20 protein-coding genes are annotated in these 21937 nt (G+C 68.9%); 9 read left to right on the top strand and 11 right to left on the bottom strand.

The window, feature by feature from the left end:
- The first annotated feature begins 252 nt into the window (after positions 1–252).
- A complete protein-coding gene (locus tag ACIQWG_RS38250) occupies positions 253–1614 on the top strand; it encodes a class I SAM-dependent methyltransferase (protein WP_404104906.1) in 1362 nt (453 codons plus the stop codon).
- 37 nt (positions 1615–1651) lie between these two features.
- Here the strand turns inward: ACIQWG_RS38250 and ACIQWG_RS38255 are convergent, their stop codons facing one another.
- The 6 genes from ACIQWG_RS38255 to ACIQWG_RS38280 all read right to left on the bottom strand — a co-directional run bounded on the left by ACIQWG_RS38255 (position 1652) and on the right by ACIQWG_RS38280 (position 7151).
- Complete coding sequence (locus tag ACIQWG_RS38255) at positions 1652–2818, bottom strand: ATP-binding protein (protein ID WP_404104908.1); 1167 nt, start codon at positions 2816–2818, stop codon at positions 1652–1654.
- Entirely contained in the window at positions 2815–3480 is a 666-nt protein-coding gene (locus tag ACIQWG_RS38260) for a response regulator transcription factor (RefSeq protein ID WP_404104911.1), read from the bottom strand. Before ACIQWG_RS38260 ends, ACIQWG_RS38255 begins: the two co-directional genes overlap by 4 nt.
- Positions 3481–3560: 80 nt before the next feature.
- Complete coding sequence (locus tag ACIQWG_RS38265) at positions 3561–4775, bottom strand: ABC transporter permease (protein WP_404104913.1); 1215 nt, start codon at positions 4773–4775, stop codon at positions 3561–3563.
- The gene (locus ACIQWG_RS38270; RefSeq protein WP_404104916.1) at positions 4772–5563 is read right to left on the bottom strand and encodes an ABC transporter ATP-binding protein; all 792 of its coding nucleotides are present in this window, start codon (positions 5561–5563) and stop codon (positions 4772–4774) included. The genes ACIQWG_RS38265 and ACIQWG_RS38270 overlap by 4 nt, the downstream gene beginning before the upstream one ends.
- Positions 5560–6621: a peptidoglycan-binding protein gene (locus ACIQWG_RS38275; protein ID WP_404104919.1), complete on the bottom strand. Its 1062-nt coding sequence runs from the start codon at positions 6619–6621 to the stop codon at positions 5560–5562. Before ACIQWG_RS38275 ends, ACIQWG_RS38270 begins: the two co-directional genes overlap by 4 nt.
- A 29-nt stretch (positions 6622–6650) precedes the next feature.
- Complete coding sequence (locus ACIQWG_RS38280) at positions 6651–7151, bottom strand: hypothetical protein (RefSeq protein ID WP_404104922.1); 501 nt, start codon at positions 7149–7151, stop codon at positions 6651–6653.
- 257 nt (positions 7152–7408) lie between these two features.
- Here ACIQWG_RS38280 and ACIQWG_RS38285 point away from each other — a divergent pair, with 257 nt between their 5' ends.
- The 4 genes from ACIQWG_RS38285 (at position 7409) to ACIQWG_RS38300 (ending at position 12196) form a co-directional block, all read left to right on the top strand.
- Positions 7409–8665, top strand: a complete 1257-nt coding sequence (locus ACIQWG_RS38285) for a serine hydrolase domain-containing protein (protein ID WP_404104925.1) — start codon at positions 7409–7411, stop codon at positions 8663–8665.
- A 41-nt stretch (positions 8666–8706) separates the two neighbouring features.
- Positions 8707–9597 carry an SGNH/GDSL hydrolase family protein gene (locus ACIQWG_RS38290; protein WP_404104928.1) on the top strand — a complete coding sequence of 297 codons (891 nt, stop codon included), beginning with the start codon at positions 8707–8709 and terminating at the stop codon, positions 9595–9597.
- A 180-nt stretch (positions 9598–9777) separates the two neighbouring features.
- Positions 9778–10938: a glycoside hydrolase family 64 protein gene (locus ACIQWG_RS38295; RefSeq protein ID WP_404104994.1), complete on the top strand. Its 1161-nt coding sequence runs from the start codon at positions 9778–9780 to the stop codon at positions 10936–10938.
- Positions 10939–11293: 355 nt separating this feature from the next.
- Positions 11294–12196 (top strand): MBL fold metallo-hydrolase, encoded by a 903-nt coding sequence (locus tag ACIQWG_RS38300; protein WP_404104930.1) that lies wholly within the window; start codon positions 11294–11296, stop codon positions 12194–12196.
- 61 nt (positions 12197–12257) lie between these two features.
- On the opposite strand, the gene ACIQWG_RS38305 is transcribed toward ACIQWG_RS38300, so the two are convergent.
- Complete coding sequence (locus ACIQWG_RS38305; RefSeq protein WP_404104933.1) at positions 12258–12878, bottom strand: TetR/AcrR family transcriptional regulator; 621 nt, start codon at positions 12876–12878, stop codon at positions 12258–12260.
- Between the two features lie 486 nt (positions 12879–13364).
- Here ACIQWG_RS38305 and ACIQWG_RS38310 point away from each other — a divergent pair, with 486 nt between their 5' ends.
- Together ACIQWG_RS38310 and ACIQWG_RS38315 are read left to right on the top strand one after the other, a co-directional pair.
- A complete protein-coding gene (locus ACIQWG_RS38310) occupies positions 13365–14762 on the top strand; it encodes an NAD(P)/FAD-dependent oxidoreductase (protein WP_404104936.1) in 1398 nt (465 codons plus the stop codon).
- A 172-nt stretch (positions 14763–14934) separates the two neighbouring features.
- The gene (locus ACIQWG_RS38315; protein WP_404104938.1) at positions 14935–15441 is read left to right on the top strand and encodes a hypothetical protein; all 507 of its coding nucleotides are present in this window, start codon (positions 14935–14937) and stop codon (positions 15439–15441) included.
- A gap of 90 nt (positions 15442–15531) precedes the next feature.
- Here the strand turns inward: ACIQWG_RS38315 and ACIQWG_RS38320 are convergent, their stop codons facing one another.
- From ACIQWG_RS38320 to ACIQWG_RS38335, 4 genes are all read right to left on the bottom strand, one after another.
- Positions 15532–16407, bottom strand: a complete 876-nt coding sequence (locus ACIQWG_RS38320) for a hypothetical protein (RefSeq protein WP_404104941.1) — start codon at positions 16405–16407, stop codon at positions 15532–15534.
- A 181-nt stretch (positions 16408–16588) separates the two neighbouring features.
- On the bottom strand, positions 16589–17365 hold the full coding sequence (locus ACIQWG_RS38325) for a creatininase family protein (RefSeq protein WP_404104944.1): 777 nt from the start codon (positions 17363–17365) through the stop codon (positions 16589–16591).
- A gap of 54 nt (positions 17366–17419) precedes the next feature.
- Positions 17420–18610 (bottom strand): saccharopine dehydrogenase family protein, encoded by a 1191-nt coding sequence (locus ACIQWG_RS38330; protein ID WP_404104947.1) that lies wholly within the window; start codon positions 18608–18610, stop codon positions 17420–17422.
- A gap of 190 nt (positions 18611–18800) precedes the next feature.
- Positions 18801–19745 (bottom strand): MBL fold metallo-hydrolase, encoded by a 945-nt coding sequence (locus ACIQWG_RS38335; RefSeq protein WP_404104950.1) that lies wholly within the window; start codon positions 19743–19745, stop codon positions 18801–18803.
- A 232-nt stretch (positions 19746–19977) separates the two neighbouring features.
- On the opposite strand from ACIQWG_RS38335, the gene ACIQWG_RS38340 reads away from it, so the two are divergent.
- Together ACIQWG_RS38340 and ACIQWG_RS38345 are read left to right on the top strand one after the other, a co-directional pair.
- On the top strand, positions 19978–20190 hold the full coding sequence (locus ACIQWG_RS38340; RefSeq protein WP_404104953.1) for a hypothetical protein: 213 nt from the start codon (positions 19978–19980) through the stop codon (positions 20188–20190).
- 13 nt (positions 20191–20203) lie between these two features.
- Complete coding sequence (locus tag ACIQWG_RS38345) at positions 20204–21601, top strand: amidase (protein WP_404104956.1); 1398 nt, start codon at positions 20204–20206, stop codon at positions 21599–21601.
- Positions 21602–21937: the final 336 nt, after the last annotated feature.

Consider the following 21937-nt stretch of genomic DNA (forward strand, 5'->3'; position numbering starts at 1 on the left):
CAGTACTCCATGAACGCTCAACGCCTTTCATCCGTCGCGGCGTGCGCACGCCCCGCGCTCCAGCAGGTTTGGCGCACTCACGGAAACCGCTCGTGTCACTCGGTTCCGTGAACGTGCCGACGGCTCGCCCGGTTCAGGGCGGCTCCCCGATCGGCTGCAGGCCCGGTGAACCCGTTCCTTCGCGGCCCCGTTGAGCGGGATAGCCGTGTCCGGATCCATGTGCGGCACAGGTCCAGAGAAAGAGGAGTCTTCATGCCTGAGGCGGCAGCCGTCGTGGCTCGGTGCGCGGAACGTTTGCTGGGCGCCGCCCTCCCCGTGGGAATCCGTGCGTGGGACGGGAGCACGGCAGGTCCGGCGGACGCGCCAGCGCTGGTCCTGCGCACACCCGAGGCGCTGCGCCGTCTGCTATGGCGGCCCGGTGAGCTCGGCCTCGCCCGCGCGTGGGTCGCGGGCGACCTCGATGTGGACGGCGACCTGTACGAGGTGCTGACCAGGATCTCGGGACTGCTCTGGGACCGGGATGACACCGAGGGCCGTCGTACCCGGCTGCGCAAGCTCGCCGCACGTCTAGCCGCCCCCGGCGGTGCACGTGCGGTCAAGGACGCGCTGGCCATGGCAGGCCCGGTTTTGTCCCCGCCCGCGCCGCCTGCCGAGGAGGTGACGCGGCGCCGGGGCCCCGCGCACTCGCAGAGCCGGGACAGCGCCGCCATCAGTCACCACTACGACGTGGGCAACGACTTCTACGCCCTGGTGCTCGGACCGTCCCTCGTCTACTCCTGCGCTTACTGGCAGGGCCTGCCGTCGTCCGGAGCCACCCTGGAACAGGCCCAGGAGGCCAAACTCGACCTCGTGTGCCGCAAGCTCGGCCTGGGCGCCGGTGACCGGCTGTTGGACGTCGGCTGCGGCTGGGGTTCCCTGGCCCTGCACGCCGCCAAGCATTACGAAGCCTGCGCCGTGGGTGTCACGATCTCCCGGGAGCAGGCCGCCCTGGCACGAGAGCGGGTCGTCGCGGCCGGCCTGGAGGACCGGGTCGAGATCCGGGTACAGGACTACCGTGAGATCACGGACCGTCCGTATGACGCGATCTCGTCGATCGGCATGGCCGAGCATGTCGGCAGCGAGCGCTACCGCGACTACGCCACGATCCTGCACGGACTGCTCAAGCCCGGCGGGCGGCTGCTCAACCACCAGATAGCCCGCCGCCCGGTGCGCGACGAGAAGGCGTACCGTATGAACGGGTTCATCGATCGCTATGTCTTCCCCGACGGCGAACTCGCTCCCGTCGGAGCGACCACGGCGCTGCTTGAGGAGGCGGGCTTCGAGGTCCGCGACGTCCAGGCCCTGCGCGAGCACTACGCCCTCACACTGCGCGCCTGGGTGACGAACCTGGAGAACCACTGGGACGAGGCGGTCAAGCTGACGTCGCCCGGCCGGGCGAGGGTGTGGCGGCTGTACATGGCGGCCTCGGCGCTCGGGTTCGAGAACAACACGATGGGCGTGAACCAGGTCCTCGCCGTACGCACGTCCTCCCTCGACGGCCACTCCGGCATGCCCCTGGTCAGGGATGCCGGGCGGTGGGACGTCACCGGCAGGTCCGCCGTACGCGTCGGATGAACCGGTGCCTGCTGCCCGGATGACGCCGGCTCGTCCGTCAGAAGCTCACCCGGACGGTCAGTCCGCCCCCGGGAGCGGGGTTGGCCTTCGCGGTGGCGCTCGCGCCGTGGACGCGGGCGATCGAGGCGACGATCGACAGCCCCAGGCCCGCGCCCTCTCCTGGCGTGCGCCGGCGCTGCGCCAGGCGGCGGAACGGCTCGAACAGCAGCGGGACCGTCGCCGGATCGATCACCGGTCCCGTGTTCGTCACCTCGATCCCGTGCGGCCCGGTCCGCACCTCCACCCGGCCACCGTGCGCGTTGTGCCGGATGCCGTTGGCCAGCAGATTGTGCAACAGGCGGCCCAGCAGTACCGGGTCTCCCTGGACGGTCAGCGGTTCCCCCCGCACCGACACGCTCACCTCCCGCTGCTTCGCCTCCCGCGCCAGGTCGTCCGCGGCGTTCCACGCCAGGGTGTGCACCTCGACCGGCTCGCGATGCTCGAGTCCCTGGTCCGGGGCCGCCAGCAACAGCAGCCCCTCAATGGTGCGCTCGCTGCTGTCGGCGATGGCCAGCAGTTCGTTCCGGATGTGGGCGACCGAGGCCGCGTCCGGTTCCCCGGCCAGACCGATGTCGGCGGCCGCGCGCTGGAGGGCCAGCGGAGTCCGCAGCTCGTGCGCGGCGTTGGCGGCGAACCGTTGCTGGGCGGTCACCGCCTGTTCCAGGCGTTCGAGCATGGCGTCGAAGGTGTCCGCGAGGTGCTTGAGCTCCCCCGGGGGGCCGGCGAGCGCGATGCGCTCGCTCAGGTTCTCCCCGGACAGCCGCCGCGCCGTATCGGTGATCACGGCGACGGGACGCAGCACCCGGCCCGCCGTCCACCAGGCCAGCGCCACCGACAGCACAGAGTACAGGGCGAGGACCAGCAGGGAGATGGTCAGCAGCCGGTGCAGCGCGGCCTGCTCGGCGGCGTCGCTCACGGACTTCTGCAAGGCCCACATGGTGGGTGGGGGACTGGCGTCCGGCGGCGGGGCGGCCGACGGGTCCGTCGCCCAGGACGGCTTCTCTTCGCCTGGACGCCACCCTGGTACGGCCCTGGTCACCGCGCTGCCGATCGTCTCGGACAGCCCCTGCCGCACCAGGAAATACACCACACCCGTCAGCAGGGCGCCCGCGAGCACCAGCAGCCCGCCGTAGAGCATGGTCAGCCGCGCGCGTTCGCCGCTCACGCGCACTCCTTGATGCGGTAGCCGACGCCGGGAACGGTCTGGATGAGGGGTGGCTCGCCCAGCTCGGCACGGAGTTTGCTCAGCGTCACGCGTACCGCGTTGGTGCGATAGCTGGTGTCCTCCTCCCACACCTGCTCGATCAGATCCTCTCCGCTCACCACGGCGCCGTCCGCGCGCATCAGCGCCTCCAGCACCGCGAACTGCTTGCGTGACAGCCGCAGGGAACGCCCGTCACGGGAGGCCTGGCGGCCCGCCGTGTCCAGGACGATCCCGGCCCGCCGCAGGACGGGCGGGAGCGCGGGGGCGGTGCGCCGGCCGAGCGCCAGGACCCGCGCCAGGAGCTCGTCGTACGCGAAGGGCTTGGCGAGGTAGTCGTCGGCGCCCATCCTCAGGCCGGCCACACGGTCGCGCAGGGTCCCGGACGCCGTCAGCATCAGGATCCTGGTTCCCGGCCACTGGTCGAGCACCCGGCGGCACACCTCGTCGCCGTGAAGACCGGGCAGATCACGGTCGAGGACGATCACGTCGTACGCACCGAATCGCAGCTTGCGCATCGCCTCCAGGCCGTCTGCCGCGACATCCGCCGCGAGCGCGTCGCGGCGCAGCCCCTTGGCGATCAGCTCCGCCAGGAACGTCTCGTCCTCCACTACCAGTACGCGCATGGGACCTTCTGTGTCGAAGAGGGTGTGATGCGGCTGTCGAACGCAGGGGGCCAGGCGGTTTCGGCGCCCGGCGCACGCGCCTACACCGCTTGGAGGGCAAGGGTCGGCGAGAGCCTCGCCGCCCGCACCGCCGGATACAGGCCCGCGGCGGTTCCGATGGCCAGTGTCGCAGCCAGGCCACCGAGCATCGCCCACGGCGGTACGACCCAGGGGATGCCGCCCGCGGTAGCGAAGATCCAGGTCGCGGCGGAGCCGAGGACCACGCCCGCGATTCCGCCGAGGCCCGACAGCAGCAGGGACTCGGTGACGAACTGGAGGCGGATGTGCCCTTTCGTGCCGCCCAGGGACCGGCGCAGCCCGATCTCGTGACGGCGTTCCAGCACCGAGATGATCATTGTGTTGGCGACACCTACTCCGCCGACCAGGAGGGCCACGGCGCCGAGTCCCAGCAGCAGGCTGGTGAAGGCGTCCTCGGACGCGGCCTTCGCTGCAAGCGCGTCGGAGGGGTTGGAGACCTTGACGTCCTGGGGTGCTTCGGGGTTGACGGTGCGGCTGAGAAGGTCGCGTACCTCCCGCACCCGGTCGTCGGCGGAGCGCTCGTAGATGGTCGTCGGATGCCCGTCGAACCCCAGCAGCTTCTCGGCCGCCGGCCAGCCGATCAGAGCGGACCGCTCGAGCTCGGGGGCCAGCGGCACGGCAGTGAGGATGCCGATGACGGTGAAGTACTGCTCGCCCAGCCACACTTGCTGTCCCGGCTCGGTGATGGCCAGCCGGTCCGCGGCGACATCACCGAGGACCACGGAGGGATACCCGCCGTTGGCCCGGTTCAGCCAGCTGCCCTCGGCGACCTCGGCGCGCACGGTCTTGAGGAGACCCTCGTCGGCCGCGGCGACCTGCAGTCCACCGGTGATGTCCTCGGGCATGTGCTCGGAGCGGTGCACGGTGGTGTCGACGGAGCCGGTGGCGGCGACGTCCTGCACGCCCTCGATCCGCTCGACCATGGCCGGGGCGGCCTTGGGGAGCTTGGCCTGTTCACCGGTGATCAGGGACTGGCCGGGGGTCACGACCAGCATGTTGGTCCCCAGTTGCTCGAGCTGCCGGATGAGGTGGGCCTTGCTGGACTCCGACACGCCCACGACGGCGATCATCGTGGCGATGCCGATGGCGATGCCCAGAGCGGACAGAAAGACACGCATCGGACGCCCCCGCAGCCCGGCGGATCCGACCTGCCACACGTCGCGGGCCGACAGCCGCGCGGGAGCGAGCCCCTTTCGTCTCCCGCTGCCCCGGCTCATCGGGAACCTGCCCGGGCGTCGGCCTGGGAATCCGGCGCGGCGCCCGCGGGGACCTTGGTCAGGATGTCCGCCCGCGCGCGGTCGCGGACGTCGTTGACGATCTGCCCGTCACGGATGAGGACCTGGCGGGGCAGCTGCCCGGCGATGTCCCGGTCATGGGTGATCACGGCGATGGTGGTGCCGGCCGCGTGGAGCTCGTGGAGCAGCTCCATGACGGCCTGCCCCGAAGCGCTGTCCAGTGCTCCGGTGGGTTCGTCGGCCAGCAGCAGATCGGGCTCGCCCGCGACGGCGCGGGCGATGGCCACCCGCTGCTTCTGGCCACCGGACAGCTCGTGCGGCCGATGCGATATCCGGTCGCCCAGTCCCACGCGCCCCAGCGCTTCGACGGCCTGCCGGCGGCGGCGCGTATGCGACAGGCCGGAGTAGCGCAGGCCCTCGCACACGTTGTCCAGCGCACTCGCACCCGGCACCAGATGGAAGGCCTGGAAAACGAAGCCGATGTGCCGCGACCGCAGCGCGGAGAGTTCCTTGTCGCGCAGCGAGGCGATGTCGTGCCCCGCGACCGTGACAGTGCCGGCCGTGGGGCGGTCCAGGGTGCCGATGATGTGCAGGAGGGTGGACTTCCCCGACCCCGAGGGACCGACGATGGCGAGGAGTTCGCCCTCGCCGATGGCGAGGTCCACGCCGCGCAGCGCCGCCACGGGGCCCGGGTACTCCTTGGTGACGCCGACGAGCCCGACAACGGCCGGGGTGCTCGCGGCGGACGTGGGGGTGGCCGTGGGCGTCATGTCTGCGCCACCCCGACCTTCATGCCCGCCCGCAGCCCGGCTCCCGTGATCTCGACCCGGCCCTGCGCGAACAGGCCGAGTTCGACGGAGACTTCGCGGGCTCTGCCGTACTCGACGACCTCGATGAGGAAGCCGCCGCGGGCACCGGCGAGCAGGGCGCCCACCGGCACGTGCAGCACGTTTTCGCGGGTCTCGCCCTTCACGTGCACGGTGACCGGAGCTTTGTCGACGCCCTCGGCCTTCGAGGGGCTCCTCAGCTCCACGGTGACCCGGACCTTGGGAGCCGCGTCCTTGTCCGCCGCATCCTCCTCGGCCGTACGCCCGATGATGGAGATCCGCCCGTCAGCCGGCTCACCGCCGGGCAAAGTGACCGTCACCCGGTCGCCGGCCTTTAGATCGGCCGCCTCGCGCACCTTCACGCTGAACTCCACCTGACGGTCGGAGCCGGTGACGGTGAGCACGGCGGCGCCGGGCCCGACCCGACCGGCGACGGCCGCCTGAGTCTCCTGCACCCGAACCGCGCCGGACACGAAGGCGACCTGGCCGGGGCCGACCGTGCCGGTCTCCTTCAGCCCGTGTTCCTTCTGCCACGCCTCGACGGCGCGGGTGGTGCCGGCGGTGAACTCGTCGTCGGCGGCCAGCTGGTTGCCGTGGCCGAGGGCGATGAGATTCTTCTTCAGCTGACGGACGTCCTCGCCGGTCGAGCCCTCCTCGAGCGTCCGGTACATCGGCTTCGCGCCGTACATCAGCCGTACCGGCTCGCCGTTGACCTCATACAGTTTCCCGTCGCGCTTGATCGTGGAGCCGGCCTGGGGAAGCCAGGTCACGACGCCCGCTTCGCCGGCGTTGAGGGTGCGCTGCGAGGCGAACCCGAGGGTGCCCTTGGCCTGCCAGGTCCGCGTCAGGTCGCCCTGTTCGATCGCCTCCGTGGCCGTGGGGCGCTCCGCGGCGTCGGCGACGGTGTCCGTGGCGCCCTCCGAGCCGGTCACGGTGCTCATCGCCACGCCCCCGCAGGCCAGGACCGCGACGACGGCCAGTACGCCATACTTGCGCTTCATTTCCTGTCCTCGACTCGGGATCCGGTGCTTCAGTAGCCCACCTTCGCCATGCACGTGTCGCTGGCCGCCTTGTACTCCTCCTCCTGGCCCTCGGGGATCTGCTGACCCTTCATCGCCGCCCCGTCTCCGAACTGCGGGTCCGCGAATTCGAGGCCCTCCTCGCGCATGCACTTGGCGAAGGCGAAGGCCTTGTCCTTGTCCGCCTGGGACACCTCCCCGCCTTGTGCGGCCTCGGCGAGACCGCACTTCTCCATGACCTTCTTCTGCTCGGCCTCGTCCAGGTCGCCGAAGTCGACGCCTGCTCCGGCACCGTTGTCGCCCTCGGTGATGGTGGCGCCGTTCTTGCGCAGGCAGTCGTTCTGCCGGGCCCGCTCGTCCTCGGCGCTCCGGTTGCCTCCGCCCGCGCCCTGGCCGCTGCCGGCGGAGCTCGACTGCTCGCTCGTGCCGTTGTCGGCCGAGCATGCGGTGACGAACAGGGCGAGGGCGGAGAGACCGGCGGCGGCGAACAGCCTCAGCGTGTGTGCGTACATGGTGTGCCTCCTGGTTCGAGTGAGGGACCGGTGCCGGACCAGAGACTCGCAGCAGGCGGTGTTTCCTCTCTCTAACGAAAGCGGCGTCCTGAATGCCGGGCGGGGACGCGGCGCAGGGGCAGTCCGCACAACTGCCGCCGTGTCCGCCGCCGGATTGAACCGATGCGGCGTTCGCCCCGTCGTGCCGAGCAAGGGGCCGATACGACGCCGCACGGCCCTCCCCCCACCGCAAGCAAAAGTGAAGAGGACTTGTCTGCATGCGTAAGACCACTCTTGGCGCGACGTTGGCCAGCGCCGTAGTAGCCGCTCTGGCCGCGACGACGGCACCGGCCGTGGCCTCACCGTCCACCGTGCCCGACCGGCGTGAGGTGACCGAACCCGTCCCGGACCCTGACGGGGCGGAGACGGCTGAACCAGCCCCGGACACCGAGGCGTTGGGGTCGGTTCTCCAGGAGGCCGTGGCCCAGGGCGCTCCGGGAGCGCTGGTCCGTGTCGACGACGGTGAGCGGAGCTATCGACTGGTCACCGGGGAGGCCGACACGGCCGCGGGCACCCGCATGGACACGGGGCGCCGCTTCCGCGTCGGCAGCGTCACCAAGACCTTCTCCTCCGTGGTCCTGATGCAACTGGTGGGCGAGGGGCGGGTCGATCTCGACGCGCCGGCCAACTCGTATCTGCCGCGGCCGGTCCTCGACAGCCGTATCACCGTCCGCCACCTGCTCAGTCACCGCAGTGGTCTGTGGGACTACACGAACGCCATGTTCGCCTCGACCGTCCCGGGATTCGAAGCGGTCCGCAACAAGGTCTTCCGCTACGAGGACCTGATCGCCCTTTCGACGGCCCACGCGCTCACCAACACGCCGGGCGCCGCCTACAGCTACTCCAACACGAACTTCGTCGTGGTCGGGCAGATCATCGAGCACGTCACCGGTACTCCCCTCGCGAACCAGTACCAGCAGCGCATCTTCACCCCGCTGAAGCTGCGCAACACCAGCTACGTGCACCCGAGCACCGTCATCGGGGGTTCCTTCGCGCGTGGCTACCTCCGGCCGGACGACGCGTCCGAGCCCCTCGTCGACTCCACCGAGCAGACGGTGTCCTGGGCGCAGTCGGCGGGCGCCGTCGTGTCGACCGCGGAGGACCTCAACCGCTTCTTCTCCGCGCTGGTCACCGGTGGTCTCGTCCGGGCGGATCTGCTGGAGCAGATGATGACCGTCATTCCTGTCGACGCGGCGCAGACGCAGTTCTACGGCCTGGGCCTGCGGGCCCGGAAGCTCTCGTGCGGTGTCACCGTCTACGGTCACACCGGCACCGTCCAGGGCTACTACACGTACGCCTTCACGACCGCCGACGGCGAGCGCAGCATGACGGCGCTGGCCAACACGTCGAACAACCCCGAGGTCAACGCGACGCTCGGCGGTTCCCTGGACGCGGCCTTCTGCGGGACACCGCCCCAGGCGTCCTGGACCTACGCGGACCAGGAGGACAACGCCGCGCACACCGTTCGCGGCTGACACGTCCACCCCCTCATCACCACAACTGCTACGGAGGTCATATGACCCACACCAGACGCCGACCGTCCCCGCGCCGCACCGCGGTTGTGGCGACAGCCGTCGCGTCCGCTGCGCTGCTGTCCCTCGCCGCGCCGTCCGCCCAGGCTCGCCCGGCGGACGCCGACGCCGCCGGCACGCCCAACTATGTCGCGCTCGGCGACTCGTTCGCGTCCGGCGCCGGACTCCCCGAAAAGCGGGACAAGACGTGCGACCGCACCGTCGGCAGCCACCCCGCCCTCCTGGCCAGTTCGCTGAACGCGACCTTCAAGGACGCCACCTGCAGCGGAGCCACCACGCGCAGCATCTGGAACCACCAGGGCACGAAGCCTCCGCAGGCCCAGGCCCTGTCGAAGGGGACGCGGCTGGTGACGCTGACCATCGGCGGCAATGACATCGGCTTCACCGAGGTGCTCACGCGATGCGTGACCTCCTCCTTCTCCGACCCGTCCGGCAGCCCCTGCAAGAAGTACTTCACGGCCGGTGGTAGCGACCAACTCGCCAACCGCATCAACAAGGTGGAGAGCCGGATCGGCTCCGTGCTGACCGACGTCCGGCGACGCAGTCCGAACGCCAAGGTGATCGTGGTCGGCTACCCCTCGCTGTTCCCGGACAGCGGCGTGGGCTGCCGCGAGGTGCCCATCGCCAAGGGTGACTTCGCCTACCTGCGGGACACCACCAAGCGGCTCAACGCGGTACTGCAGCGCCAGGCCGCCGGGCACGGGGTCACCTACGCCGACACCTACACGCCGACCATCGGCCACGACATGTGCCAGCCCCAGGAGCGGCGTTGGATCGAGCCGCTGAAGCCGGCCGGGGGCGCACTGCCCGCCCACCCCAACGCGACCGGACAACTCGTGATGTGGCTGGCCGCCTACGGGGCGCTCAACAAGTAGCGGGCCAGGACGGCGGCCGGTCCGTGTCCCGGTGACGGACGCGGACCGGTACGGGCGGCATCGGCGGCGATGGCGCGGGCACTGCCTGCGGACGAACCGATGCCGCCCCCTCGCGACACGCAACAGATCCGCTGGTGGACAAACTGAACAGGAGAACCAGTGCGGAAACTCGTCTACACCATGGGCGTAGGCGCCCTGGCAGTCGGTATCTCGGGGATCGGACCCGTGCCCACCGCGACCGCGGTGCCCCCCACCATCCCCCTCATGTTCAGGAACGCCTCGGGCCTGGACAAGCCGGTCTACATCTACAACCTGGGCACCGAGCTGAGCACGGGCCGGCAGGGGTGGGCGGACGCGAAGGGCACCTTCCACCCGTGGCCGGCCGGCGGGCCGGTTCCGACACCCGCGCCCGACGCCTCGATCGCGGGGCCCGCGGCCGGTAAGTCGATCACCATCCAGATCCCGAAGTTCTCCGGCCGCGTCTATTTCTCCTACGGCCGCAAGCTCGACTTCCGCCTGGTCGACGGCAAGCTGGTTCAGCCGGCGGTGCAGAGCCCGTCCGACCCGAACCGGAACACTCTGTTCAACTGGTCGGAGTACACCCTCAACGACGGTGGGCTCTGGCTCAACAGCACACAGGTCGACATGTTCTCGGCGCCCTACGCCGTGGGCCTCAAGCGGACCGACGGAACCGTGCAGAAGACGGGCCGGCTCCGTCCGGGCGGATACCGGGAGTTCTACACCGCCCTGAAAGAGCAGCCCGGGGGGTGGGGGAACCTCATCCAGAAGGCGCCGGACGGCACCGTGCTGCGTGCCCTCGCGCCGTCCCACGGCATCGGCACCGGACTGCTGCCAGCGAACACCATGGACGACTACATCAACCGGGTGTGGCGGAAGTACAGCACGACCTCGCTGACGGTGTCCCCGTTCGCCGACAAGCCCGGCGTCAAGTACCACGGCAGGGTGTCGGGCAACGTCATGAACTTCACCGACGGCTCAGGGTCGATCGTCACGGGCTTCGAGAAGCCCGACTCCGACAGCGTCTTCGGCTGCTACAAGCAGTTGTCCGCTCCCAACGACGAGGTGCGCGGACCCATCTCCCGCACGCTGTGCGCCGCGTACAACCGTGCAACGCTCCTGAGTAGCCCCCAGCAGCCCGACACGAGTTCCGCGCGGGCGTACCAGGCCGAAGTGACCAACCCCTTCGCCCAGAAGGTCCATGCCCTGATGGCCGACGGCAAGGCGTACGCCTTCGCCTTCGACGACGTCGGCAATCAGGAGTCCCTGGTGCACGACGCCGATCCGCAGAAGGCGTACCTCACCCTGGACCCGCTTGACTGAGTCCGATGGGCGGGAGGCGCCGACGTGAACAGACGCCTTCCACTTAGGCAGTAAATCGCACCCTATGCGTACTTTGCGGTGCATGCTCATATGTCGCGACAAGAACGTGACAAGACAAGTTGTGCACGATGCATTGTCGACCGCTGTGGACGAACGGATATGTACCTCTAGTGGGGCTGCGCGCTCCATGTGGATTGGAGCTTCCATGACTGTCGGAGCGACTCAGCTCAAGAGCCGACGGGCTTTCCTGGGTTCGGCCGCGGGAGTCGGCGCAGGAGTCGGAATCGGAGGCCTCCTCGCGGCGTCCCCCGGACATGCCGCCACGTATGCCGCCGATCACGACGACAGAACGCGGGTGGAGACCATCCGCCTCGGCAACGTGTCGGTGACGCGTGTGGTGGAGTACACCGGCACGGTCGAGATGACATCACGGCAGTTCTTTCCCGGCAGCTCTCCGGAACTGTGGCAGGAGAACGAGGGCTTGCTGGTCCCGGACCACTGGAATCCCCGGAACGACCTGGTTCTCTCCACCCTCCAGACCTGGGTGCTGCGCAGTGGCGGCAAGACGATCCTGATCGACACCGGCGCGGGCAACGGCAAGTACCGTCCGTACGCCAACCTGTGGTCGTACATGGACACGGACTTCATGCGCCGCCTGGCCCGGGCCGGCGTCATGCCCCGTGATGTCGACGTCGTGGTCAACACCCATCTGCACAACGACCACGTCGGCTGGAACACCAAGCTGGTGGATCGCGCGTGGGTTCCCACCTTCCCCAATGCGACCTATCTCATGGCCAAGACGGAGTTCGACTTCTGGAACCCCGAGAACGGCTTCAAGCAGAAGACGGCCCCGGGCAACCAGAATGTCTGGGAAGACAGCGTGCTGCCTGTCTACCAGGCCGGTCTTGTGAAGCTGTGGGAAGGCTCGTACGCCATCGACTCCAACCTCACTCTGGAGCCCGCCCCGGGTCACACTCCCGGCTCCGCCTTCGTTCGGCTGCGATCGGGCAACGACCACGCCCTCTTCTGCGGCGATCTGCTGCACACCGCGTTGCAGCTGGAACACCCCGAGTTCAACAGCTGCTTCGAGGAGGACGAGCAGGGCGCCCTGAAGGCTCGCCGGCGTGTACTCGAACACGCGGCGGACACCAAGGCGCTCCTTCTGCCCGCCCACCTTCCAGGCCACGGCGCCGCCGAAGTGCGGCGCGACGGAAGCCACTTCAAGATCGTGGACTGGGCGGGGTTCAGCCGAATCTGACGGTGTGACACGGTCCGTGACGGAGGGCCGCCGAGATCGTCAAGCGGCCCCTCCGCGTGGGTCACATCTGTTCCCGTCCGAAGCCGCGCTCGGGCAGGATCGTGCCCCACAGCGCGGTGCGAACGAATGCCTCGTCGGCGTACACGCCCTCGAGCAACGGGCGCTGTGCCAGCATGGCGAACAGCTGCTCCGGCGGCCCGAACGCCGACGACGGCTGCGTCAGCTCACCTCGGCGAACCGCTCGGGCCACGATGTCCCGTACAGTCGCGAGGAAGGGATTGATCACCGCGCAGCGAACGGCCGAGCCCAATTCCGGCGCCACGAGGCACACCCGGCTGACACCAGTGACCAGCAGGGTGTCCCGTTTCGCGGTCAGGGCGGCATGGTGTGCGAGCGCCTCGATATCCCCGGCCAGCGTGCCGGTGTCGCTCACGGCCCGCGCACCGAAGACAGTCGGCGAGCAGGTTCGCAGGGCATGCGCCACCAGACGGTCCTTGCTGCCCCACTGTCGGTAGAGCGTCGCCTTGCCGCAGCGTGCGCGCAGTGCCACAGCCTCCATGGTCAGCATGTCGAAGCCGACCTCGGCGAGTACATCGACAACGGCATCGAGCACCTCACGTTCCCGTTCGGCGGTCATGCGGGATGTCGGGCGCGACTCCGCGGCAGTCGCCAGCTCTGCCATGTTCCTCCTTCCGTGGCGGCGCGCCTTGGTGCGCGCTGCCACGAACGATCGACGGCAAGAGACGCACGGTGGTTCACGGGTGCACAGGAATTCTCCTGACTGGCCATCAGGGAATCCCGAACGCTGAGGCGCCGGTCCGCGCATCCCGGACGAGCCCACCACGCAACAACGCGGACGTCGGTGAACCGAGTTGAGCAGGTATTCGTTCCTGCGGGTGGCGATCGCCGAAGGCCCGGGCCGGGCTTGGGGGAGACACGACATCAGCGAGTCGCTGGCTCGTGACTATGACCTCGGTGATCCGACGGAGGTCGTGAGGGGTGGGGACCAGCGTCCGTCCCATGCTGCGGGCTGCGACCGGCCGGCCTGTGCCGAGGCGGACGGGCAGGCCGACAGCCGGCTGGATCGAGCACAAGAGCGATCTGCCGACTGAGCACCCCGTCCGGCCAACCTGTTCTCGACCGCACACAGTGAAACGAGGGGATCAGCATGTCGGACGTCATCGTCATGGGGGGTGGCCCAGTCGGCTTGACGTCGGCGCTGCTGCTGGCCGGCGACGGCCACGACGTGACCGTTCTGGAGAAGGACCGAGCGGGCTTCGCCGACCCCTCGGACGCGTGGGACCGGTGGGCACGCATCGGCGCCCGACAATTCCGTCAGCCGCACGTCCTCCTGCCCGGAGGGTGGATGCTCCTGCAGCAGGAATTGCCCGACGTCGTCCACGAACTCCGTCTCGTGGGTGCCGAGGTGGTGAACCATGTCGCCGGCGCGTGGCGCGTGCCCGACGTCGGCGGCCGCCGGGACGGCGACGAGCGCTTCGAGGTGCTGGGTGCCCGCCGCCCGGTCCTGGAGGCAGGCCTGGGAGCCGTGGCGGCGCGAACATCCTCCCTCACCATCCACCACGGCGCCGCCGTCGCGCGGCTGGTCACCGAGGTTGGTCCACCGCCCAGGGTCACCGGCGTACGGACCCAGGGCGGGGACATCTTCCACGCGGACGTGGTCATCGATGCCACCGGCAGAAACTCCCCGCTGCCGAAACTTCTCAGCGACATCGGCGTGGTGCCCGCGATCGACGAGCGGGCACCGATCGGATTCACGTACTACTCCCGTCACTTCACCGGCCCCCGGCCTCCGCAGTGGGAGTGGCCGATCGATCACCACGCCAGCCTCTCGACGGTCGTTCTGCCGGGAGACAACGGCACTTGGTCGGTCGCGATGACTGTGGCGGGAAACGACAAGGAGCTGTGCGAGCTGCGTCACCCCGAGGTGTGGCAGCGGGTTGCCGCCTTGCTCCCGAACATCGAGCGTTTCACCCGCGCCGAGCCACTGACCGGCGTGCTGCCCATGGACGGCACGGAAAGCCGGCGCCGCGGCCTCGTCCTCGACGGCCGGCCCGTCATCACTGGTCTGATCAACATCGGTGACGCGTGGGCGACGACCAGCCCGCAGTTCGGATTCGGCCTCTCCATGGGCATAGAGCAGGCTGTCACGGTGCGGGAACTGCTCAGCACGGTGGGAACGGACGATCCCGTCGAGATGGCGGTGCGGTTCGAGGAGATGTCCGAGAACACCAGCGGAGATCTCCACCAGCGGCTGGTGGCCTGGGACCGCCACCGGCTCGCCGAGATGCAGGCGGGACGCCAGGGCGTTCCCTACGAGACCGACGACCAGGACTGGCACCTCATGAAGGCGATGGACGCCACGAAGCTCCTGGACGGTGACGTCATGCGCGCAGTGGCGGACGTGGGATCGATGCTCGCGATGCCTGAGGACGTTCTCGTCAGGCCCGGCATAGCCGACAAGATCAAAAGGCTCAGCGCCGACGCGCCGGCGTTCCCAGCGCCGGGTCCGACCCACGCGGAACTCCTGGCCGCGATCAACGCCTGACAGTGCCGACGCAGTCCGACGAGGCGATCAAGTAAGTGCCGCAACGCGCCATCCCGGTCGAACAGATGCGATGGCACCGACCAGGACCGACTGTGAGTATGCACCGGCCCTGATCGTCAAACCCGTACGGGCCACGAGTGGGCCACACGCAGGAAAACCAGGAAGGAATCGCATGGACATGGGCACGGGCTTGAACGACGGAGGGCCTGAGCGGATCGGTGACGAACTGCTGGCAACGAGCATCGTGGGTCACGGCATACGACGGATCTCCGCCGATTCCCTCGAAGCCGCCCTGTCCCTGGCGGGAGAGGACCGCGTCGAACTACCCGTCCTCAGCGCCATCGTCGACCCGGGTTGCCGCCTCGCCTACTCCCCATCGACGCGCATGGTCCTCTGGGCCACGCCGCAGGACGACGGCCGCTGGGGTGTGGCGGAGGTCGAGCCCGACACAGTCATTACCTGTGTGCCGCACGCCGTCCACGTGCAGAGGGCCGTGGCCGAATACAAGGTCCTCTCGCGAGCCGGCCTTCCGGCGGATTCCATCGGTGCCACGCGGCGCATTCCCACGCTCGTCGCACAACTGCATCGCCGGATCGGAGTGCTGGAGGAGATCTACCGGGACGAGCACAAGGCCGATCCGGAGAACATCGCCCCATGGCCCCCGATCGACAACTGCTGACGCCGCCCAGAGCCTGACGTCCTGCGGCGAGCCGAAGCCGATCGCGTGCCGGTGAGAGGCGCGTGATCGGCAATGGCGTCATCGCCCGACTCAGCTGGAAAAGCCACCGAGTTGCCCGGCCTGGTTCCGCCAGGTGAGCCTTTTCACTCCCGACTCCCCGTCATCGAATGTGAGGCACAGACCAGCCGACGGTTGCCACTCGGCGGCCGTGCGGTCGGGGTGCGACGGGCTGTCGCGCAGGCCGTGTCCGCAGAGGTCCGTGCTGTCGGCCAGGACCCCCCGGAACTCCGCGTAGCTTCCGTCGGATTCCCGATGGTGGCCGTAGAACCCTGTCATCGTGGACCGGAAGCCGATGGCCGCCTCGGCGCCGTTCTCGTTCCGCAAGGACAGCTGGGACAGCGTGGTCGTGTCAGCACCTGGGAAGAGGTGAAGCCGGACAGGCGGGGCGGGTGTCCACGCGTGCGCCGTGGGGGAGCGCCGTTCGGTGGAGTATGTGTGGATCAGGCCCTGCGCCACGTGCGCCGTCAACGTCTGCCGCAAGGTCCCGCGACTCTTGGGAGAGTCCACGGTTACACGGTGCACGTGCAGGCGGTCACGGGAACTCTGCACGGAGCGCAGCCGCAGCGTATTGAAGCCCTGCCTGAGCAGCCTGCCGGGGATGGTCACAGAGACTTCGTGGCACCGACCGCCGCCCGGGACGACAAGGTCGCGCGAGAGACTCACACGGTTGACCAGAACGTCGAGCAGGGTGACCGCGGACGCGGCCACGGGTGTGACCGATGCCGACGCGTTGACCGTGAGGACCGTGTCGGTCTCTGCCTCGTGACCTTCGAGGACGAAGTCCAGTACGCAGATTCCCTCGGTCTTGAAGGCAAGTCGGTCTGCGCACCGAACCGACGGAAGATCGTGTGCTGTGACGCTGTTCGCTCCCTCCGGCTTTGACGAGTTCATGCGGGTGGATGGCATCTAAGGCTCCCAAGGGTGAGGAGGACGGGGACGAAGTCGGTCATCAGCTACCCGCCGGCTCGCGCCGACGGGCACCGGCCCTCCGAAAGCCCGGGTGGGCCGCGGGGCAGCTGGAAGTGGCCCGGCCCTCGATGAAACGGGGAAACAGGAGTCGCCGTTCACCCCGCCATCAGCTCGCGATTCACTCGCGACCGTGTTCTTCGGCCCAGATGATGTCGCTCATGAGCAGGACACTGAGTTCCCGGGCACACGCGTCGAGAATGCTCTTGCCCTTGGCCGGGCTGGCGCCGCGGGCGTCTCCGGCGACCCCTGTCGGGCAGATGACCTTGAAGGAACGGGAGACATGGACAGGGTTGGTCTCCTCCGACTGGAGTCGGATCTCCGGCCCGACAGCCGTCTTCAGCTCTTCCTCGCGCACGAGCTCGGGGGAGAGTTCCATGATCATGGAGGTCTCGCCCTCGCATGCATGCATGAGCCAGTCCTGGGTGTCCAGTGTGCGCTTGATGCTCTCCCTGCCCACGGTGAAGTAGCTGGTGACAGCGATCTGTGCGGAGAGCGTCGCCGTGAGATCGTTGACCAGGGCGTCCAGAGCGGTGATGTTTCCGCCGTGTCCGTTGACGATCAGGATCTTGGAGAAGCCCGCTCTGATGACGGAGCGGCAGAGGTCGTGCAGCAGTGCCTGCAGAGTGCTCAGGGAGAGGGTGAAGGTACCTCCGAAGGCCATGTGGTGCTCGGCCAGGCCGGACCAGATCGTCGGAGCCACGACCACGGGCCGTGTGTCGTGGGTGAGGCGTGCGGCGCGCAGACTCACTTCGCCGGCCAGGAAGGCGTCCACTCCAGTGGGCAGATGGGGGCCGTGCTGTTCGATGGAACCGATGGGGAGGAGCACGATCGCGTCGGTGGCTGCCAGGCGGCGCAGTTCCGGGGCCGTCAGGCGGTTCCAAGCAACTTCGGTCATTGGGGAGTCTTTCCATCGAGGGCTGGGTTTGGGGGCTCGGGTACCGCGGCTTCCTCAGGACTTGGCCTGCCAGGCGCCCTGGCCCACGATTGCGAACCGGAGGCCGGCGTGCTCCTGCAGGTGGCTCACCAGCGCGTCATCGAGCAACGCCCCAGGCGTCCAGATCCCGCCCGGAGCATTCGCAGCCTCAGTCAGCAGGCACCGCACGGTCTCGGCGGCGATCTGGGAGGTCGAGCCGTAGGCGGCGCTGCCCTCGCCGTGCACTGTTGCGATGAGCTTGTGCCCCGACGGGTCGGAACCTTCCAGCGTGAGGACATAGGAGCCACTCTCCGCGGTCAGACAGGGATCCTCGCCGACCAGGCCCGAGTTTCCCTGTGCGACTGCGACCATCGCGTGCGACAGTTGCTCGGCCGCCGCGCGGCCTTCCGCCCCTGGTCCCGTGGTCAGCATCTCCACATAGGTGAGATCCTCGCCCCACACGTGGCTGCGCAGGGCATTGGACCGGTGGACCACACGGGCGTTGATGGGGCCCATCACCCAGGTGGCGAGCCACTGCCCAGAGCGTTCGTCCAGAAGGGGGCCGTGACCGGATGGCTGCGCAGGGCCCTTGAACGCGGGTGTCAGCGCGAAGGGGTCGTCGTACAGATCCTGGGAGGTGGCATCGGCGCGCGAGGCCTCCCACTCAGCCGCGATGCTCGCCAGTGTCGCGGCGGAGAAGCCGCCCCCCTCCAATGCGACCGAGGCTCGAACTGTAGGCAAGGGCGCCCCCCATCGGGCCTGAGCCGCCTCTTGAAGCACCTGTACGCCCAGTTCCGCGGGGATGGAATCGAAGCCAGCGGAGAAGATGACACGCGCGCCGCTCGCTCGCGCCGTGTCGCTGTGCTTCAGGATCATGTCCCGGACCCAGAGGGGCTCGCCGGTGATGTCGACGTAATCGGTGCCCGCCCGCGCACACGCCTCGACCAGGGCCGAGCCATGCAGCCGGTAGGGGCCCACGGTGCTGATAACGGCCTTGGTCCGTTTCACCATGCTGCGCAGTGACGCGGGATCGTGGGCGTCCGCGACGACCACGGCTGTGCCCCCGGACGGGTCGAGTGAGTCGCGGACCGCCAGCAAGGCGCGGTCGTTGCGCCCGCCGAGGGCCACGACAAGACCGTCCTGGGCGAGCAGGCGACTGGCGATCATACGGCCCGCGTACCCCGTGGCCCCCCAGACGACGATGTCGAAATCGACCTTGGAATGCAAAGCGTCACTTCCTTTTCAGAGACGGCTGCGCCGACCGGTCCGGTCCGTGGGCGCTGTGCCGCGCTGGCATGCCTCCCGATCGGCTCGGTGCTCAAGGCAGTACGCGGGTACAACGGGCGGCCGCGGCTTCCGGTTCACCGGTGCCGCGTGAGTGAGGAATTCCGCCGAGTACGGGTACGTCGCCGGCTGCTCAGGCGGTGACGTCGGAACTCGGCGTCGGCACGAGGCGGTAGTCGTGCTCGGTGAAGGCGATCCGGCCCGCTGTCGGCGGCGGAAAGTGGCTGCCCAGGACCAGAACGTCACTGCCGACGAGTGCACTCATTAGGTCCCTGCGGGTGGCGGCCGCCAGGGGCGCGTCGATGTCCACGCGGCTTGTGATGTGCGGATGCGGCAGCTGCACGGGGTGGTGGATGAGATCACCCGTGATGACCGCCGACTCGCCTGCGTCGGCCAGCTCGACGGCGACGTGCCCCGGAGTGTGTCCGGGCGTGGCGAACAACCGGATTCCGGGCGCCACCTCGATTCCACTGCCTCCCGCAGCAGTCGACCTCGGCACCTCGACGAGGCTGAGCAGCCCGGCGTCCCGGATCGGATAGATCGAGTCGCGGAACATCTGGCGTCGCGGCTCTTCCAGGTCCACGCCAGCCCAGTAGTCCCACTCGGTCGTGGACGTGATGTAGCGCGCGTTCGTGAAGGTGGGCACCCACTCGCCGTTCACCTCGCGGGTGTTCCAGCCCACGTGATCGGTGTGCAGATGCGTCAGAATGACGAGGTCGACGGTTTCGGGTGCGAAGCCAGCGTCGATGAGGCGTTGCAGATAGTCGGTGTCGAGGTTGTGCCAGGCCGGGTTCGCGCGGGTCTTGCCGTTGCCGATGCCGGTGTCGATCAACGCACGCAGCCCGTTCACCTTCAGGGCGAAGCTGTGGCTGGCCAGGTGCAGGGTGCCCTCGTCGTCGGCGAAGGAGGGCGTCAGCCAGGGCACCTGACCGACCACGTCGGGCGTGGCGGCGGGGAGCAGCCAGGCTCCGGTTTGCGGCGGGAGTTTCACCTCGTCGATGCGGTGTACGACAAGGTCGCCCACGGTCCAGGAGGGCGTGGCGGCGGTCGAGCCGGTCGAGGGTTGGGAGACGGGCATCGGAATCCTCCTTCGGAGCTGTGTGCGTGGGTAGTGCGGAGGGTGCGGACCTGGTCGGGTACCGGGCTGTGGGCTCCCGGGCGGCGAGGTCCGCGGCTCACTCCAACGGCTAAAGCAGTTTCTTTGCTTTTAGGTAGCGTATCCCTTACGATGCTCTAAAGCAAACAATCAGCTTTAAGGGGCGCGGCTGATCGCGGCCTCCCCTTGGCTTCGCACGACAGGACTCTCACGCATGACCACAGCAGATCTCACTCCCCAGGAAGCCGCCCGCTGGGCGCTGAGGGCCGGTTTGCCCCTGGGGGCCGACCGCCTCGACGCGGTGACCGGCGCCGCCAATCACATTCAGTCCGTGATCGCGACCCTGCGTGAACTGAACTTCGAAGAGACCCCACCGGCTGCCACGTACCGCCCCGCGCCGACCGAGACCCGCCCGCAGACCGCGTAACAGGAGTAGACCGATGCAGCCGTACGAACTGACCCTCGCCGCCGCGGCCGACGCGATCGCCGCCAAGAAGCTCTCACCCGTAGAACTGACCGACTCCGTCCTCGACCAAATCGACGCCGCAGACCACCGGCTCGCGGCGTACGTGTCCGTCTTCGCGGAGACCGCACGCCACACCGCCGCCCAGGCGGAACGTGACATTGCCGCCGGCCGTCACCTGGGCCCGCTGCACGGGATCCCGATGGGACTCAAGGACCTCATCGACGCGGCCGGACTGCCCACCACGGCCAGCTCCCGGGTCAGGGAACACCATGTGGCCCTGCGGGACAGCACGGTGGCCGCGCGGCTCGAGGACGCCGGAGCCGTTCTGCTCGGCAAGACCCACACCCATGAATTCGCCTACGGTCTCACCACGCCTCAGACCACCAACGCCTGGGCCCGGGACCGGGTGGCCGGCGGGTCGAGCGGAGGTTCGGCGGTCGCCGTCGCCGCAGGTGCGGCGACCTTCACGCTGGGCACGGACACCGGTGGTTCCATCCGCGTTCCTTCGGCGCTCAACGGAGTCATCGGACTGAAGCCGACATACGGCCTCGTCTCCCGGCACGGAGTGACCTCGCTGTCATGGTCTCTGGACCACGTGGGCCCCATCACCCGAAGCGTCGAGGATGCGGGGCTCGTTCTCTCCGCCCTAGTCGGACACGACCCGAACGACCCCTCCTCCCTGCACGGCCTGCCCACGGACGACCCGCGCCACACCGGCACGGACCTTCGCGGGCTGCGTATCGGGATTCCCCGCAACTACTACTTCGAGCGGGTCGTCGCCGACGTTGAGGACGCGGTCCGTCAGGCCATCGCCCACCTGAGCGCCCTCGGCGCCGAACTCGTGGATGTTCACATCCCCATGACCGAGTACATCCAGGCCACTCAGTGGGGACTCATGGTCCCCGAAGCGACCGCCTACCACGAGGACACCCTCCGTCAGTCCCCCGAACTGTACGCACCGGATGTCCGGGTACTGCTGGAGGCGGGAGAGCTCGTTCTGGCCAGCGACTACCTGCGGGCCCAGCGCTCACGAACCCTCATGCAGCGCGCCTGGGCGCACCTGTTCGACGGCGTCGATGTCATCGCCGCGCCGACAGTGCCCATGACGGCGGCACGCAAGGACCAGGAAACCGTGCAGTGGGCCGACGGGACCGTCGAGACCGTTTCGGACAGCTACGTCAGGCTGTCGGCACCGGCCAACATCGTCGGCGTTCCCTCGCTGTCCCTGCCCGTCGGTCTGGACTCGGCCGGTCTGCCCATCGGTATGCAGCTCATCGGCCGCCCGCTGGGCGAGAACACGATCCTGAACGTCGGCCGGGCGCTGGAGTCCACATACGAACGCATCCCGTGGCTCGCCCCGAGCGCAGCGTGACCGCCCGCTGAGGTGAGTGCATGAGGACCACACCAGCGGTCCGTCCAGGCGACCGCAGCGCCCGAGTTCAGCGGTCCGTGCACACGGCCATGCGTGAACTCCAGGCTTAGCACGGGCAAGGTGGTCTCAGCGTACCCATGGCGGCTCAGTGTGTTGTGGCCAACCGAACGGTGCTCGAGGTCACCGGCGTCGGGAGGAGATCCCCCGTCAGGCGAGGCGCGAAGGCGCGCTATCTCTTGCCTCGCACGGTGGCTGAGTGGGTGTCAGGTACGCAGGCATGCTGGTCTCACCATCCGGCGGCCCGATGCCACTGAGCATCGATGACTGCAGCGGCCT

The organism is Streptomyces sp. NPDC098781 (assembly GCF_044759995.1).
Lineage (GTDB): Bacteria > Actinomycetota > Actinomycetes > Streptomycetales > Streptomycetaceae > Streptomyces.

Coding starts and splice junctions, on each gene's coding strand:
- ACIQWG_RS38250 (WP_404104906.1), top strand. CDS start 253: ATGCCTGAGGCGGCAGCCGTCGTGGCTCGGTGCGCGGAACGTTTGCTG.
- ACIQWG_RS38260 (WP_404104911.1), bottom strand. CDS start 3,480: ATGCGCGTACTGGTAGTGGAGGACGAGACGTTCCTGGCGGAGCTGATC.
- ACIQWG_RS38265 (WP_404104913.1), bottom strand. CDS start 4,775: ATGAGCCGGGGCAGCGGGAGACGAAAGGGGCTCGCTCCCGCGCGGCTG.
- ACIQWG_RS38270 (WP_404104916.1), bottom strand. CDS start 5,563: ATGACGCCCACGGCCACCCCCACGTCCGCCGCGAGCACCCCGGCCGTT.
- ACIQWG_RS38275 (WP_404104919.1), bottom strand. CDS start 6,621: ATGAAGCGCAAGTATGGCGTACTGGCCGTCGTCGCGGTCCTGGCCTGC.
- ACIQWG_RS38280 (WP_404104922.1), bottom strand. CDS start 7,151: ATGTACGCACACACGCTGAGGCTGTTCGCCGCCGCCGGTCTCTCCGCC.
- ACIQWG_RS38285 (WP_404104925.1), top strand. CDS start 7,409: ATGCGTAAGACCACTCTTGGCGCGACGTTGGCCAGCGCCGTAGTAGCC.
- ACIQWG_RS38290 (WP_404104928.1), top strand. CDS start 8,707: ATGACCCACACCAGACGCCGACCGTCCCCGCGCCGCACCGCGGTTGTG.
- ACIQWG_RS38295 (WP_404104994.1), top strand. CDS start 9,778: ATGGGCGTAGGCGCCCTGGCAGTCGGTATCTCGGGGATCGGACCCGTG.
- ACIQWG_RS38305 (WP_404104933.1), bottom strand. CDS start 12,878: ATGGCAGAGCTGGCGACTGCCGCGGAGTCGCGCCCGACATCCCGCATG.
- ACIQWG_RS38310 (WP_404104936.1), top strand. CDS start 13,365: ATGTCGGACGTCATCGTCATGGGGGGTGGCCCAGTCGGCTTGACGTCG.
- ACIQWG_RS38315 (WP_404104938.1), top strand. CDS start 14,935: ATGGACATGGGCACGGGCTTGAACGACGGAGGGCCTGAGCGGATCGGT.
- ACIQWG_RS38320 (WP_404104941.1), bottom strand. CDS start 16,407: ATGCCATCCACCCGCATGAACTCGTCAAAGCCGGAGGGAGCGAACAGC.
- ACIQWG_RS38325 (WP_404104944.1), bottom strand. CDS start 17,365: ATGACCGAAGTTGCTTGGAACCGCCTGACGGCCCCGGAACTGCGCCGC.
- ACIQWG_RS38335 (WP_404104950.1), bottom strand. CDS start 19,745: ATGCCCGTCTCCCAACCCTCGACCGGCTCGACCGCCGCCACGCCCTCC.
- ACIQWG_RS38340 (WP_404104953.1), top strand. CDS start 19,978: ATGACCACAGCAGATCTCACTCCCCAGGAAGCCGCCCGCTGGGCGCTG.
- ACIQWG_RS38345 (WP_404104956.1), top strand. CDS start 20,204: ATGCAGCCGTACGAACTGACCCTCGCCGCCGCGGCCGACGCGATCGCC.